The sequence below is a fragment of the Pseudoalteromonas sp. C12FD-1 genome (assembly GCF_037414265.1).
GTDB lineage: Bacteria > Pseudomonadota > Gammaproteobacteria > Enterobacterales > Alteromonadaceae > Pseudoalteromonas.
Genome location: NZ_JBBEVD010000030.1, coordinates 47,263 through 61,696, shown reverse-complemented (window position 1 = coordinate 61,696; position 14,434 = coordinate 47,263). Strand labels below are relative to the sequence as shown.

The 14,434-nt window shown below is 37.9% G+C and carries 9 protein-coding genes; 4 read left to right on the top strand and 5 right to left on the bottom strand.

What is annotated here, in order from left to right; all coding sequences use genetic code 11:
* Positions 1 to 278: 278 nt before the first annotated feature.
* Positions 279 to 3,443, bottom strand: coding sequence for a TonB-dependent receptor (locus WDB87_RS00380; RefSeq protein ID WP_337848677.1), 3,165 nt, complete (start codon positions 3,441 to 3,443; stop codon positions 279 to 281).
* A 330-nt stretch (positions 3,444 to 3,773) separates the two neighbouring features.
* Complete coding sequence (locus tag WDB87_RS00375) at positions 3,774 to 4,619, bottom strand: S1/P1 nuclease (protein WP_337848680.1); 846 nt, start codon at positions 4,617 to 4,619, stop codon at positions 3,774 to 3,776.
* A gap of 233 nt (positions 4,620 to 4,852) precedes the next feature.
* Between WDB87_RS00375 and WDB87_RS00370 the strand changes: the two genes are divergently transcribed.
* Both WDB87_RS00370 and WDB87_RS00365 read left to right on the top strand, forming a co-directional pair.
* Positions 4,853 to 5,734, top strand: a complete 882-nt coding sequence (locus WDB87_RS00370) for a hypothetical protein (protein ID WP_286249196.1) — start codon at positions 4,853 to 4,855, stop codon at positions 5,732 to 5,734.
* Positions 5,727 to 6,671: a hypothetical protein gene (locus WDB87_RS00365; protein ID WP_286249198.1), complete on the top strand. Its 945-nt coding sequence runs from the start codon at positions 5,727 to 5,729 to the stop codon at positions 6,669 to 6,671. The genes WDB87_RS00370 and WDB87_RS00365 overlap by 8 nt, the downstream gene beginning before the upstream one ends.
* A 41-nt stretch (positions 6,672 to 6,712) precedes the next feature.
* On the opposite strand, the gene ushA is transcribed toward WDB87_RS00365, so the two are convergent.
* Positions 6,713 to 8,335, bottom strand: coding sequence for a bifunctional UDP-sugar hydrolase/5'-nucleotidase UshA (ushA, locus tag WDB87_RS00360; RefSeq protein ID WP_337848676.1), 1,623 nt, complete (start codon positions 8,333 to 8,335; stop codon positions 6,713 to 6,715).
* Between the two features lie 296 nt (positions 8,336 to 8,631).
* On the opposite strand from ushA, the gene WDB87_RS00355 reads away from it, so the two are divergent.
* Positions 8,632 to 9,390, top strand: a complete 759-nt coding sequence (locus WDB87_RS00355) for a peptidylprolyl isomerase (RefSeq protein WP_337848679.1) — start codon at positions 8,632 to 8,634, stop codon at positions 9,388 to 9,390.
* A 47-nt stretch (positions 9,391 to 9,437) separates the two neighbouring features.
* Here WDB87_RS00355 and WDB87_RS00350 read toward each other — a convergent pair whose 3' ends face one another.
* A complete protein-coding gene (locus WDB87_RS00350; protein WP_286249201.1) occupies positions 9,438 to 9,857 on the bottom strand; it encodes an MAPEG family protein in 420 nt (139 codons plus the stop codon).
* Between the two features lie 168 nt (positions 9,858 to 10,025).
* Here WDB87_RS00350 and WDB87_RS00345 point away from each other — a divergent pair, with 168 nt between their 5' ends.
* On the top strand, positions 10,026 to 12,908 hold the full coding sequence (locus tag WDB87_RS00345; RefSeq protein ID WP_337848675.1) for an insulinase family protein: 2,883 nt from the start codon (positions 10,026 to 10,028) through the stop codon (positions 12,906 to 12,908).
* A 57-nt stretch (positions 12,909 to 12,965) separates the two neighbouring features.
* Here the strand turns inward: WDB87_RS00345 and WDB87_RS00340 are convergent, their stop codons facing one another.
* Positions 12,966 to 14,348 carry a Na+/H+ antiporter NhaC family protein gene (locus WDB87_RS00340; RefSeq protein ID WP_337848674.1) on the bottom strand — a complete coding sequence of 461 codons (1,383 nt, stop codon included), beginning with the start codon at positions 14,346 to 14,348 and terminating at the stop codon, positions 12,966 to 12,968.
* Between the last annotated feature and the right edge of the window lie 86 nt (positions 14,349 to 14,434).

Below are 14,434 nucleotides of genomic sequence, written 5' to 3'. Positions count from 1 at the left end.
TGAATCGCTGTTACCTTGGAACATTAAACAAGCTGGGTGTCGTTAGCTAGACGCTTACGATAAACGAGCAACTGACGTTATGTTAAATCAGCGAGGAAAAGAGTTATACCAGCGTATCGCACAGGATGCGCATATTTGGGAGAGGCAACTAGCGGCTAATTTTAGTAAAGATGAGCAGGAACAACTTTTAAGCTTACTAATTAAATTAAAAACATCCTTCAAATAAAAAAGCCCATCAAAAGATGGGCTTTAATAAATAGCTTTTTACGCTAATGCGATTAGAAAGTGTAACGAACACCTACCTTAATCTTATATGTAGAATCTTCTGCTTCAAAAGTAAAGTCATCATTAATTGGACTTCCTAGGATGTACTTACCACTTGCTTCATCAATATCCATCTCAATAATTTCTCTTGAATTGTTATTTTGACGGTATACTTTGCCTTTAGAAGAATCAATAAGATTTAATAGGTTATCTACTACGAAATACAATTCACCTTTATGGTCATCCATAAACCCTGGTACTTCTTGTGATATATATAGATCCATAGTGGTGACCCATGGTGTTTTCCCTTGACTCCTATTAACAAACCCACCTGCAGATCCTGAAAGACCTAACTCCTCAAAGTGAGCTAGAACTTCAGCTTCACTTACACCATCGGCATAAATCACGTTCGGATCATTAGCTGTCGGAACATAAGCTAGGTAATTACCACCATAAGTATTAAAGCCTGAAGGTTGAATTAAATCCTGATTGAAGAATCGTCCGCCTGTTAAATTCTCTAAACTAACCAATTGACTGTAAGCAGAACCTGAATTACGTTCAATAAATAAATTAAACTTAGTCTTATAATTATTTATTAATTCAGCAGTGTAACCTATGTTTAAAACAAACCTATGTTCTGTTTCATAAGGTGAAACACCAACTTGAGTTTCCTGATGGTCACCAAAGTGACCGTATCGGTAGTTACTTCGAGCTGTAGATGAACTTCCAGGGTTACCACCTGTTATATCTTGGTTTGTATATGAAGCATCAAATTTAAATCCATTATCCCAAGTCTTTGATATTCCAGTACTTAAGATAATCGATCTACCATTATCATCAGCATTTGTTAGCATTATTTCAAGGTCGGTCGTATCATAGAACGGTAATGCACCGTCTATAGTGCTACCAACAACAGCATCATCGCCTAATAAAGCAGCGTTAATCCATTCAGCGGTATTTTCTTTTTTAGTATAGATAGCTGTTGATGTCCATGCAAAGCCTTCACCAAGGTAAGGGATATCTAAATTTACATCGCTATTTAACATGAAAGTCCACTGTGAAGGAATTTCGAAATCTGGGTCAATAAAGTTTGAAGGAGAGCCAGATGTACCAACATTTACTGCAGCTATTGCTTCATCAATAGGGTTATTGAGTGCGGTGCTAGGAAGTGTGATATTACGCTCAGAGAATGTTTGGCTACTAATACCATCATTTGAATATGAGTTAGAAATCCATACATTTGGATTGCCACCGGCATAACGCCCAGCGCTACCCCTAATTGTGATATCTTCATTAAAGGTGTAAGTAAAGCCTAAGCGTGGTAAGAGAATATCAACCCCATCTAGGTTGTTTCTGTTATCAAACCCAGTGGCCTCTTCTAAAGCTGCATTATAAATAGGTTTGTCATCAGAGCCTAAGCGTTCATAGCGTAAGCCAGCTGACAAAATTAAATCATCACTGTAATCCCATGTATCATTTATGTATAAAGCTATATCATTACGTGAAAACTTTGCAGTAACCGCAGAAGGATCGTTACCTGTACCATTTGAATATGTATAAGTAGAAGCAATTTGATTTTCAAAATCTTCGATACTATTAAAACTAATTACACCTTTTGATGCTGGTAAAAACTGATTTTCTATGTCTAAAACATCATATTTTAAACCAAACTCTATCGTATGTTCGTCAAGTAAATAAGTTCCATCTAGCTTTAAAGTGAACAAATCATTTTCTAATGTATTAGAATGACGGAATTCATCAGAACCAAAAGCGATTGCTCCTTCTTCACCATCTCCATCTACATCAAGATTAGAAACAGTAATATCACCTAGGTTTGAAGAATTACCTAGAGATATTGCGCCAGTATCAACTGATTTTTGCGTCACGCTAATTTGGGTAGAAAACTCATCACTCCAATCTGAGTACAAAGTTGAGCTGAAATTATTAAGTTCTTGTGAATTGTTGTACCAATGAGTACTCAATCTTAGCTCAGTATTACCACTGGTCATATTACGAGTGCTATTACCTTCACTGTGCATGTAGACAAAATTTGCACGATGATAATCATTAATATTCCAATCGATTTTTGCAATATATTTTTCATCGTTTAATTGCGGTTGTGTATCTGATTCACCTATATCACTAATACCGTAAACATCATTAGCAATTTTTCTAACAGCCTCTAAATCTGAAGTAGTTACAGTCGTTTTATTTGTACCAACATTTGAACCAGCTACACCATACTCTAATTGTTGAGGTGATTCATACTTTTCATACGCACCAAAGAAAAATACTTGATCTTTAATAATTGGCGCACCAAATGATACTCCGTAATTTTTTTCTTCAAAGTCTAGCTCAAGGTCATCACCGTTTGCGTTTTTTGGAGTCCCTGCCCAGTCACTACTAAGTTTTTCGTAAAAGACACTACCATGGATTTCATTTGTTCCTGATTTAAATACTGCGTCTACGTTACCGCCAGTAAACCCACTTGACTTAGCATTTATAGGAGCAACTGAAACTGATACCTGATCTAATGCATCTAACGGAAATGGGTTTCGCTGAGTTGGGTAACCATTACCATTTAAACCAAAATCATCATTGAGTGGTATGCCGTCTACTGTTATTGAATTAGTACGCGGATTTGAACCAGCGATTGTCATTGAGCTTTCGCTTCCAGGCTGAATAACAACAAGTGGATTGTTTTTAACTATATCTTTGATATCTCTACCAATGCTAGGTGTAGTTGTGATCGCTTCTTGACCGAAATATGAGTCATTTGCCGATGAGTTAAATAAAACTGGTGACCCAGTGACAACAATAGACTCCATGCTAGTGCTAGATAATTGCTGATCAATTTGTCGTGTTTCTCCAAGAGAAAGATAGACATTCTCAATCTCAACGTCACGGTAAACTTCAGAGTCAATAGTTATTTTATAAGGACCACCTACACGTAATCCTGTAGCGTTGTAAGTACCTGTTTCATTTGTTGTTACTACCCTTCGTGTCCCGGTAGGCTCGTGCACTAATACTAGTTTTGTATTAACAGCAGGGTTGCCGTTTGGTCCGAAAATTTGGCCCTTTACTGACGAAGTAGTTTCGTTGGCGAATGCAGCGCCACTTACACTTACACACGCAGCGATAGCAAGTGAGAGTGCTGTTTTTTGAAGTTTAGTCTTCATTTTCATTTCCCGTGAAAGTTATAATTAAATTGTTATTTTAAGTAGTATAAATTAAATAGTACTGCTGAATTTATACTCTTGTAATATGCAAAATTAATTTGCACAATTTATACTTGTATACTTAACTAAATTTGGATTAATTACTTATTATTATGTTACCGCCGTTATGTGACAGTATTATGAAATGCAAATTTTATAATTCCTTTTACAACTGATTATTTACATTTTGTAATTAATACAATTTTAGCTTTATTATTTTAGCTATACTCCAGACCATGTATAAACATAAATTAATTCCCGTGTGTAGGTTTTTTATTTATAGGTTGATTATTATTTTGTCGTTATTTTTAATTTTTTATTGTCATCTGACGAATCAAATAAATAGTTCAATACACCGGCAAGTCTAATGCCTGCTTTTTGCAAACGTTGCTTAACAAGCGGATTGTATTTAAAAACATAACTATAGCTCACTTCATCATTGGTTGAGGTATAAATATCTTCGGCCAATTCATGAGATTCCATCAGCCAAGTAGTAGGGCTGCTGTTTAAGTATGTTTTAATTAATGCTGCATCGTCGGTATCTATAAACTTAGCATATTCAGTGTAAGCTAAATTTTCATTTTCTATTAATCCAGTGTCCCAAAGGCTATGCAAATTGGTTTCGTTGTCAAAAAAATCAACTTTAATTAAATTGCCGCCTCTATCTTCACTTCGCCCAGCATGAAATGGTTGGTGGCTGTCGCCTACCAAATGAACTAAAAACTTTAGGGCAAACTGTTTTTCATTAAATGAAGAAGTAGGTGACTGGAGTGTACTAATAGAGAAGTAAATACCTTCTAGAATGTTTGTAACATCGTCTTTGCTGTGTGTGTGTGCGTGATTTATGGAAAGCGTTTTATTTTTGGGAAGATTTATGTAGTGCCAGCGTGAAGATTTTTTACGCCAAAATAGCTCAGGGCTAGATCGCATTTCATCAGCCCAAGTAGCAACTTGAGCCAGAGATTGCCCGTCTAATAGCGGCAACAAGTTATGCATCGTTTCGTCACTCAAATGCTGCTCAGCAATATGCCCAACAATTCGATGACCATTTTGACCCCATGCATACACTTTAGAAGTTGTAAAAATAGCACCAATTATTAACGTTGTGGCTACGAGAGTAGCAATTTTAATGCGCATCACTGTTTCTTGCATTTATTTTTATTCACCTATTAGCTGGTGTAAACATTGTGATTGTTTTTGCTAAATATAGGAAGGAGTCAAGAGTATTCATTATTTCTTATTCATAACCGTTTAAAATCAGTGGCTTATATGTGATGGGTAAAATTACCTGTTGTAATAAGTAAATAATATTGTTCAAATATGACCTTAGCGTTGTTAGGTACATCTTATTGATGGGGTTTAGAAAGGTCATGTTACATAAACTGTTGTTTGTTACACTTTTGTTTCTGGTTATGGTTGCCGCATGGTCTGTTGGAAAGGTGAGCGTTAAAAGTAATGAAATAAATTTTCCAGAACTAATAAAAACGTCAACACAATGTTATACAACAGCCAGTGAAAACAAAAATCAGCTTATTGTATTTACGCCATCGCAAAGCGTGGCAGAGAAGCTTACAGAGTCTCTATGCCTTGATGCCGTGGTAACTAAACAATACGGTTCTGTTAAAGGCTACTGGGGTGACAGTACAACGGAGAGCTTCGATTTTGTTGGAAAAGGAATTGCAGACCTAGTACTTGCAAAAAACAATATAATGGATGCCTTTAATGCAGAGCTAACCTATAACTATCAATCTGTGGTGGGCTTTTCGGATTACACCGCATTTTTTATCTCCTCAAAAGAAAAGCCACGCTTAACAAAGCAATACTTTTTAGATAAGCGTATAGGCTTATTGGATTACCCCACAAGCCGCTCTGGGCATATACTGCCTAAGAAAATGTTTAAAGATTTAAATATCAACTTAGCCAATCTAGATATTATTTACGCCAGCTCTCACAGCGAGCTGCGTGACTTATTAGCTAATGGGCAGGTCGATATTATTGCGTCTTTTTGGAAAGAAAGTGACGCAGCACGTTTTTCAAAAAATTACATAACTCCCTTAAGTAATAAAATTTCAGGTTCGCGCTGGTATCTAAAAATGCAGCAAAACAATACAGACCTTTTATGCGCTGTACAGCGTCATATTCTTGATATGACAAAGGAGCAGACGCTGAGTTATTACAAAGAGGCGCAATCTTACTGGGATTGCAGTTCAGAGCAAGTAACAGCTAAAGGTGAGAGCGTTAAAAATGGATAAGTATAAATATGTTTTTTTTGGCTGCGCTGTTTTTATTATTAACTGTTTAGTGTTTTATGTGTCTGTAATTAATGAGCAGAGTGACGCTATTAAACGCCAAGTTATAGAAACTGAAAAACAAGTTGCATTGGACTTACCATTAATTGCGCTTTCAAATGAGTTGTTAAAGCACTCAGGTAACCAGCATGCAGTGCAAGACTATTTATTAAAGCTCAATGGCTATTTAGACAACAGTCTGCGCTTAGTCAAAATTGAACCAAAATCTGCTAAGCCTATAACTTTAAAACCAAATCAGTTTGTAAGAACGCTTAAGTCAAGCACCACACATGTCTCTTTAGTGTTCGAAGAAAACGCACAGTTTTGGTCAGAAAACAGGTTTTTAATTTGCTTGTTGTTTCTCATCTCGAGTATTTTGTTTAGCAAATGGTTGAAATCTATTATAGATATGCCTATTGAGGCGAAAACGCCACCATTGAGTACAGATACTGACTTAGCTAAACCAAAAGAGCTGGCTTTAATTATTGATTTAAATACCAAAACACTCAGTAATAACTATGTGCCTGATGTTACTGTGTGCTTAGCAAATAAACCGTTATGCTTTTACTTAGCATTAATAGAGTTTTGTCGTGATAATAACGATGTTGTGCTAAATCAAAATAAATACGTGCCAGATGAGCTGATAGATTTGGCAAATAAGTATTTTTACAGGCTAATAGAGCTTGGGCATACCATACGCAAGCGTCCAAATTTTAATAGTAGCTTAGAAAAAACACTCAGTGAGATCCGCGCAGCCCTAGATGAAGTTTTAAATGAGTATCCTGATATGAAGGATATTTATTATCCGCCTAAGGCGTATGGAGAAGGGTCTAGATCTAGGTTACACAGTTACGCTTTAATCAATGTTGCAAAAGGAAATATAGAGATAATAGGAAAGTAGCATGCTACCTTCCTATTCTTGAGTGAAGGAGGCAGGCGCAGTTATTTAGGTGCAAACTGCGCAGCTTTAAGTGGACTATTTTGCGAGACAAAGGTTTTAAGTGCCTGGGCATCGGTTTCATCTGTGCTCACAAAGCCTTTAAGTTTATTAATCGCAGGGTAACCGTCGCCACCCGATGCGTTATAGCTATTTAAACTCATACGGTAAGTTTTATTCTCTTCAAGTGGTTTACCGTCAATGAGTACACTGACTAATTTGCCATTTTTACGGGTAAACGCTAATTTGTGATATTGTAAATATGCACCTGCATCCACTGGGAAGCTAGTCACTGTTTCTAAGTAGTTCCACAAATCACGCCCTTGCCAGTCCATGTAAGTAATGCGATTTTTAAACGGGTGTACTTTTAAAATATCTTTATAGCTAATATCGCCCGCTTCAATAGAGCTTCTTATTCCGCCCCCACTAATAAGGCCAAAGTCGGCGGCAACTACATTCATTTGTGCCTGTATAATTACACGGGCTAAATTAGTTTGCTGGTACCGTACTTTGTTTCTATCGCCCTCAAGGCGCGCATCAACACTGCCAATTTTACCTGCAATTTGTTTTGCACCCTTGGCTTGGTAAGTGGCTAAAAATGATTTTAAAGTAGGATCGGGCTCAATGTATTCATTGGCTAATACTTGTTTACTTGACCCATCGTCTTGAATTTCATCAACATATAAATTAACAGGCATTAATTTGTAATCTAATAAGGTCAGTGTGCCGTTTTCTAGCTTAAACTCTGCTTTACCTACATACTTGCCCCATTCGTGTGCTTGCATAATCCATGTGCCATTTTGCTGATCAGGTTTACAAGCAAGACCTGGTTTGAAGTTATCGTCATTTTTATTTTTAGCAGCCATACAAACCGGCTCTTGCGAGTGGCCACCAATAATCATATCTAAGGTATTTGCGGGTAAAGAGCGAGCTAGAGTAACATCGCCTGGCGCATTAATTCCAAAGTTTGCATCTACATAATGGCCCATATGCGTCAGTGCAATGGTGATATCGGGGTTGTATTGCTGTTTAATTTCTTTAACAAGTTTAGCTGTTACATCAACAGGGTCTTTAAATTCTAAATGGCCAATATATTGAGGGTTAGCTATTTTAGCAGTGTCTGTAGTGGTAAGCCCGATAACCGCAATTTTTAAGCCATTTTTTTCAAAAACTTGATAGCCTTGAAATGCACTTTCTCCGGTGGCTTTATCAAAAATATTTGCAGACAGTAAGGGGAAGTTAGCCCATTGCTGCTGCTTAGCTAAAACGCTAAGCGGGTTATCAAATTCATGGTTACCAATTGCCATAGCATCGTAACCGAGTAACGACATCCCCTTAAAATCAGGCTCTGCGTGTTGTAGGTCTGACTCTGGTATACCGGTATTAATATCACCGCCAGAAAGCAGCAGTACTGCATGGCCTTGCTGTTGTGCCTCACTTCGCAAAGCGTCAATTAACGTTTTACGCGCAGCCATACCATATTCACCTTTTTCGTTATGCCAAAAGCGCCCATGATTATCATTAGTATGTAATACAGTAATATACTGTGGAGCATTGGAAGTGTTAAAAGGTGAGCTTGTACAACCTATAACAGATAAAATAACTGAAAATAAAATAATTATACGCATGAAATACCCATTTATTATGGTGTGCTTAATTTATTAGGCGCTTAGTTTAAACTAATTTTGCAATAAATAACGTACTTATTTTAACCTTTTTTATACTGGCATTTTAAATGCTGTATTAAATTAATAAATGCGTTTTCTCTAAGCGAGTTCAGTGAACAGTATTTAAGAGTAAATGTAATGAAGTGTAACTGAAGAGGTGTGAATTGTAGCTGAGCCTTATTTGTGCTTTTCCTTGGCATGTCGTGTAGATTAGTATTAACACTTAATTTAAATAACAATAACAAAAAGGACTCATGATGAAAAAGTGCCTGATTGGCTCACTACTTGCGTTTTCGTGCTTTACTAGCCAAGCCACCATTGTTGAAATGCAAACCTCGCACGGTGTAATAGAAATTAACTTGTTTGATCAACAAACACCCAACACGGTAGCTAACTTTTTAAGTTATATTGAAGATGACGCATACAACCAAACTGTTATACACCGCTCAGTGAGCGACTTTGTAATACAGGGCGGTGGCTTTACATTTACCGACGAATTAGTGCCAATAACCACTCAGCCAGCTGTTGTTAATGAGCCTGTTTTATCTAATGTCAAGGGCACAATCGCGATGGCTAAACTAGCCAACGATGAAAACAGCGCAACGAGCCAATGGTTTTTTAATATGGTTGATAATAGCGCAGCGCTTGATACTCAAAACGGCGGTTTTACAGTATTTGGACAAATTACAGCGCAAAGCCAAGCTACGCTCGATAATATTGCCGGATTAGTACATTGCGGCGATATCCCATTGGTTGATATAACCAGTGAACAATGCTCAAGCAGTGACGTAGCTCTGAGCAGCGCTAACTTTGTAACTATTAATAGTGTGGTGGTATTAGATGACGACCCGCTTTCATCTGCCAGCTTAAACCCAACAACCAATACATTAATAAGCCAAGAGGATTCATCCTCTGAGGCCGGTTCGTCAAGCAGCTCGGGTGGGAGTATGGGGGCTGGTTTTTGCTTAATTGCACTGCTTGGCATAGGAAAACGGTTAAAACGCGCTAAATACTAACTATGTGCTAAACAGTAAATAAAAAAGCGGCTAATAAGCCGCTTATACTAAAATGCTAAAATTCGCCAAACAATCGCAAGCCATAAAGCAAACACGCTGGCGCAGCCGAGTAAAAAAACATTAAAGCGCATTCTTACATTATTACTGCCAATATGAATAACCGTATGCACAACACGCGAAATAACAAATAAGCACGCAAGCGCAGTTATTAAATAGCTGGCGCTGTTAAGTTGCAGTGCAACAATACAACCGATATAAAAAAGCACAGGTATTTCAAACTGATTAGTAAAGTTTCTATCGGCAACGCGTACGGTATCTCCTGCGTTATCAAGGTGCATGGTTTTAAAATCGCTTAACTGTAATTGTTTGTTTTTTGCAGCAGCAAAGCGTCGTTTGCCCATAATTAACATTACAATGAGTGATAACGTTACTTGTGCAAACATGGCGAGTATTATTATTTTTTCCATCCTATTTCCTTCGTTATTATTTTACTGACTTTAAGTATGCAGGTGTTTTTCACAATGTGTTACATAAATTAGTATTATTTTGTGGTAAACCCTTAATTGTTAGTGTTAATTTAGTCCTGTTACGTTGTTTTTAGCGCATCCTAAGCGCAATTTTAATGGAAAAACAAAATGAAAAAAATTCTTGGTTTTAGCGCCATCGCTTTAGCAGTTTTAAGTGGCTGTACAAATACATCATCGGTTTCTAGTTCTTCACAAAGCACCTTACTTTCCGACACATTAGTTGTAAGCCCAAATGACACACGTGAATATAAAACCCTAAAGCTTGAAAACGAAATAGAAGTAATTTTAGTCTCTGATCCAAGTGCTGAAAAATCAGCAGCATCGCTAAGTGTAGGTGTAGGTTTACTACACGACCCTATGATGCAGCAAGGTATGGCACATTACTTAGAGCATATGCTTTTTTTAGGCACAGAGCGCTACCCCGACACAAAAGGCTACTCTGATTTTATGACCAAAAATGGCGGGGTAAATAACGCGTATACCTGGCTCGATATTACCAACTACATGTTTAAAATTAATAACGATGCCTTTGATGAAGCGCTAGACCGTTTTGCTGATTTTTTTAAAGCTCCTAAACTGTATCCTGAATATGCAGATAAAGAAAAAAACGCTGTCAATGCCGAGTGGTCAATGCGCCGCGAAATGGACTTTTTTGGTCAGTTTAAACTTGCCCGTAAAATGATGGGTGATCACCCTGCAAATCGTTTTTTAATTGGTAACCTAGAAACGTTAGGTGACAAAGAAGGTAGCCAATTACATAAAGAAACGGTCGACTTTTACAATAAATATTATTCATCTAACATCATGAAAGTGGCGCTTATTTCAAACTTGCCAATTGATCAAATGGAGCAAAAAGCAAAAACTTATTTTGCCGATATCGAAAATAAACACATTGAAAAGCCAACCGTTACTGCTGAGCTTGATTTTGATAACGCCGGTGGGAAAAAAGTATATTACTCACCGAATGAAGACGTAAAACAACTGCAACTTGAGTTTACTATTAATAACAATAGCCGCGACTTTGCAGTAAAACCTAATCGTTATGTAAGTTATTTATTAAGTAATGAAATGCCGGGCAGTCCAGCACAAATACTACGCGACAAAGGCTGGGTATCACAATTAACTGCGTCACCTTCTCCTAGCCAGTATGGTAATTACGGCGCACTGACTATTTCGTTAGAATTAACCGATGAAGGCATGAAAAACCGCGAAACAATTGTCGCAACTATTATGCAATACATTGAACTGATTAAAAAAGAAGGTGTAGATGCTAAGTACTTTAACGAGATTCGTACATCACTTAGCAACCAATTTAAGTTTTTAGAAAAAGGTGATGAGTTTAGCTATGTCAGCGCGCTTACTGGCAGCATGCAAGATTACCCAATAAATCATGCTATTGATGCACCTTACTATTATGCTAAATTTGACGCAGAGGCGATAAACGCGGTACTTAAACAATTAAATGCCGATACGCTGCGCGTTTGGTATATTTCGCAACAAGAAGAAACCGACTCGCAACTGCATTTTTATGATGGTAAGTACCGCATAGAAGATATTAGCGATGCCGAGATTGCCAGCTGGAAAACACCAAGCGAGTTTAAGCTTGCTTTACCAAGTGTAAATAACTTATTACCTGAAAGCTTTGCCATTAAAACAGCTAAGTTTAAAGAGCAGAAACACCCTAAACTGGCTTACGATAAAAACGGCGTAAAAGTATGGCGCCAAGCAAGTCAAAAGTTTGCAGACCAGCCAAAGGGGTTGGTTGAGGTATATATTAATACCCAACCTGGCTTAAACGACTTAAATGCTGAAGTACTTTATTCAGTTTGGGCCGATTTATATAACATTCAACAAAGCCAACTAAGTACTGAAGCCGCCATAGCCGGCATGAGCGTAAACCTTGCGCCAAGTAATGGTTTAGTTTTATCGATGAGCGGCTTTACTGATAAGCAAGATGTACTGTTAAAACAGGCTCTAAGCGGGTTAAAAGCCGACGTAACTGCACAAGCATTTAACCAAGCAATTGATCGCTACAAACGTGGCTTATTAAATCAGCAAAAGCAATTTCCGTATGCACAAGCATTTGCTGCCTATTCTAAACTTACCCGCACAGGCAGTTTTGATACACAAGCACTAATTAAAGCGGCAGAATCGCTAAGTGTTGCCGATTTAAATAAGCTAAAAGTGGCTACATTTGCCACCAACGATTTACGTGTATTTAGCTACGGTAATTACAACCAACAAGATATAGAATCGATAGCCAATGAGTTAAGTGCCACTTTACCGAGCAATCATACATCGAGTGAGTTTGCTCGCAGTAAAGCATGGTTGCCACAGCCAGGCGAAACATTGGTACTTCAAAAAGATATTGATGTAGCCGATGTAGCTGTTGTAGATATGACCGTACACCCAATAGCCGGATATAAGCAAAAAGCACAAGCAGCAGTGCTACAAAGTCACTTTAGAACCGTTGCATTTGATAAAATGCGTACCGAAGAGCAGCTCGCATACGCTGTAGGTGCCTTGGCTCGCCCAATAGAAGAATACTCAGCTATTGGCTTGTTTATTCAAACACCGGTTAAAGGCCCTAAAGAGATACAAGCACGCTTTGAACAATTTAAAAAAGAGTATGCGGTAGAGCTTGATAACATGAGCACAGATACATTTGAGCAGCTTAAAAATGCGACGCTTGTATCATTAAAAGAGCAGCCTAAAAACTTAAGCGATGAAATGGGGCCTCTTATTACTGATTGGTATCGTGAAAACTTTAACTTTGACTCTAAGCAAAAGCTAGTTGATGAAGTTGAAAAAGTAACGCTTGAAGATATTAAACAGTACTACAAACAAACTATGTTAAACCCACAAGCCGCCCGTTTAAATGTGCAGCTGCGTGGTACTAAGTTTATTGAAAGTGACTTTGCTGATTTACCTAATCAAACAAAAATCACTACGCTTGATGCTTATTACAATGGCATTAAGTTGCAAAAATAAACGTTATACATAAAGTAAAAATAAACCCCAATGTATTGCTACATTGGGGTTTTTTATTTATGCCATAACAATAAAGCCAATAACCGCCAATAAAGCCGCTATTAATGTATACGGCAACTGTGTTACTGCATGGCTCATTAAGTTACAACCAGAGCCTTGGGCTGCAAGTACGGTAGAGTCTGAATAAAAGCATGCTTGGCTACCAAATGATGATGCTGATAATAACGCGCCAATAACCAGTGGAACATTAGCATCAACGGCATTTGCTAGTGGCATAACAATAGGAATAGACACCGCAAAAATCCCCCAACTAGATCCAGTTGCAAAGGCCAAAATCGCCATCGCAATAAATACTACCGCAGGTAAAAACTGCGCGGTCATGTAGGGGCTTAAACTGCCTATAACAAACTGCGGTAAACCAATTAAATCGCACACATCCTTAAATATGAATGCTGCTATAACAGTGCCAATAGCTGGTATCATGCTTTTAAAGCCATCAAGCATGCGCTCAATCATTTCGCTAACGCTCATTAATTTTTGTAGTGCATAAAAAGGCAGTGTTACCGCCATCGTTGCCAGTAAGCCTTTATATACATCTATTTCGAAATAAACTGTAAAGGCTACCAATAAAATTATTGGCAGTAAAAAGTTATGTAACTTTCCTTTAGGATCTGCGTCTTCAAAGCTTTCTTCAACCGCTTTTACTGCGTATTCGTCGGCTGTTTGAACATCACTAAATTGCGCAGGATCAACACTGGCTTGCTCAACTTGCGCTAATTTTTCTGCTTTTTTCATAGGACCAATAGCAGGAATAACACCGAGCACAACAAGCAATACAGCTAGTACTGCAAACCAAGCGTAAAACATATAAGGAATGGCTTGAATATACACCGCAATGCCTTTGCCTTCTTCAGCTATACCGTTATCGACTAACAAGCCGCCAAAAAATACCGCCCAAGTCGATAAAGGGACAAGTACGCATATAGGTGCTGCTGTTGAGTCTACAACGTAGGCAAGCATTTCTCGGCTAACTTTAAACTTATCAGTAATGCGCTTCATGGTTTCGCCAACGGTAAGCGCATTTAAGTAGTCATCAATAAAAATAACGACCCCTAAACAAAAGGTCATAAATAAAGAGGAGCGTTTTCCTTTAGTGTATTTTAGCGCTAATTTGCCAAACGCCGACGCACCGCCAGTGCGCACTAATAATGCGATTAAAGCGCCAAAGCCGCCGCACACAAGTATTAACCAACCTATGGTTTCGTCGGTCATTACTTTAAGCGATGTGCTGGCAAAATTTGTAAGCACCTGAGCAGGGTCGGCTATTGCTAAGCCAACCAAAGCACCAATAAGTAAAGATAAAATAGGGCGGCGTAAAACAACAGCCAAAACAACAACCACCGCTGGTGGCAGTAAACTTAACGCAGAGGGTTCAAGCATTTAAGTGTTCACAAAATTAAAAGCATATTTAAGAATTTAAATTGCTTATACAAAAACAAAGAAAATGATATTTTGTTGTTAAATCA

What these genes read in the sequence shown, in the direction of transcription:
- WDB87_RS00345 (WP_337848675.1), top strand. Translation starts at nt 10,026, where the DNA reads ATGAAAAAAATTCTTGGTTTTAGCGCCATCGCTTTAGCAGTTTTAAGT.
- WDB87_RS00370 (WP_286249196.1), top strand. Translation starts at nt 4,853, where the DNA reads ATGTTACATAAACTGTTGTTTGTTACACTTTTGTTTCTGGTTATGGTT.
- ushA (WP_337848676.1), bottom strand. Translation starts at nt 8,335, where the DNA reads ATGCGTATAATTATTTTATTTTCAGTTATTTTATCTGTTATAGGTTGT.
- WDB87_RS00375 (WP_337848680.1), bottom strand. Translation starts at nt 4,619, where the DNA reads ATGCGCATTAAAATTGCTACTCTCGTAGCCACAACGTTAATAATTGGT.
- WDB87_RS00350 (WP_286249201.1), bottom strand. Translation starts at nt 9,857, where the DNA reads ATGGAAAAAATAATAATACTCGCCATGTTTGCACAAGTAACGTTATCA.
- WDB87_RS00365 (WP_286249198.1), top strand. Translation starts at nt 5,727, where the DNA reads ATGGATAAGTATAAATATGTTTTTTTTGGCTGCGCTGTTTTTATTATT.
- WDB87_RS00340 (WP_337848674.1), bottom strand. Translation starts at nt 14,348, where the DNA reads ATGCTTGAACCCTCTGCGTTAAGTTTACTGCCACCAGCGGTGGTTGTT.
- WDB87_RS00380 (WP_337848677.1), bottom strand. Translation starts at nt 3,443, where the DNA reads ATGAAGACTAAACTTCAAAAAACAGCACTCTCACTTGCTATCGCTGCG.
- WDB87_RS00355 (WP_337848679.1), top strand. Translation starts at nt 8,632, where the DNA reads ATGAAAAAGTGCCTGATTGGCTCACTACTTGCGTTTTCGTGCTTTACT.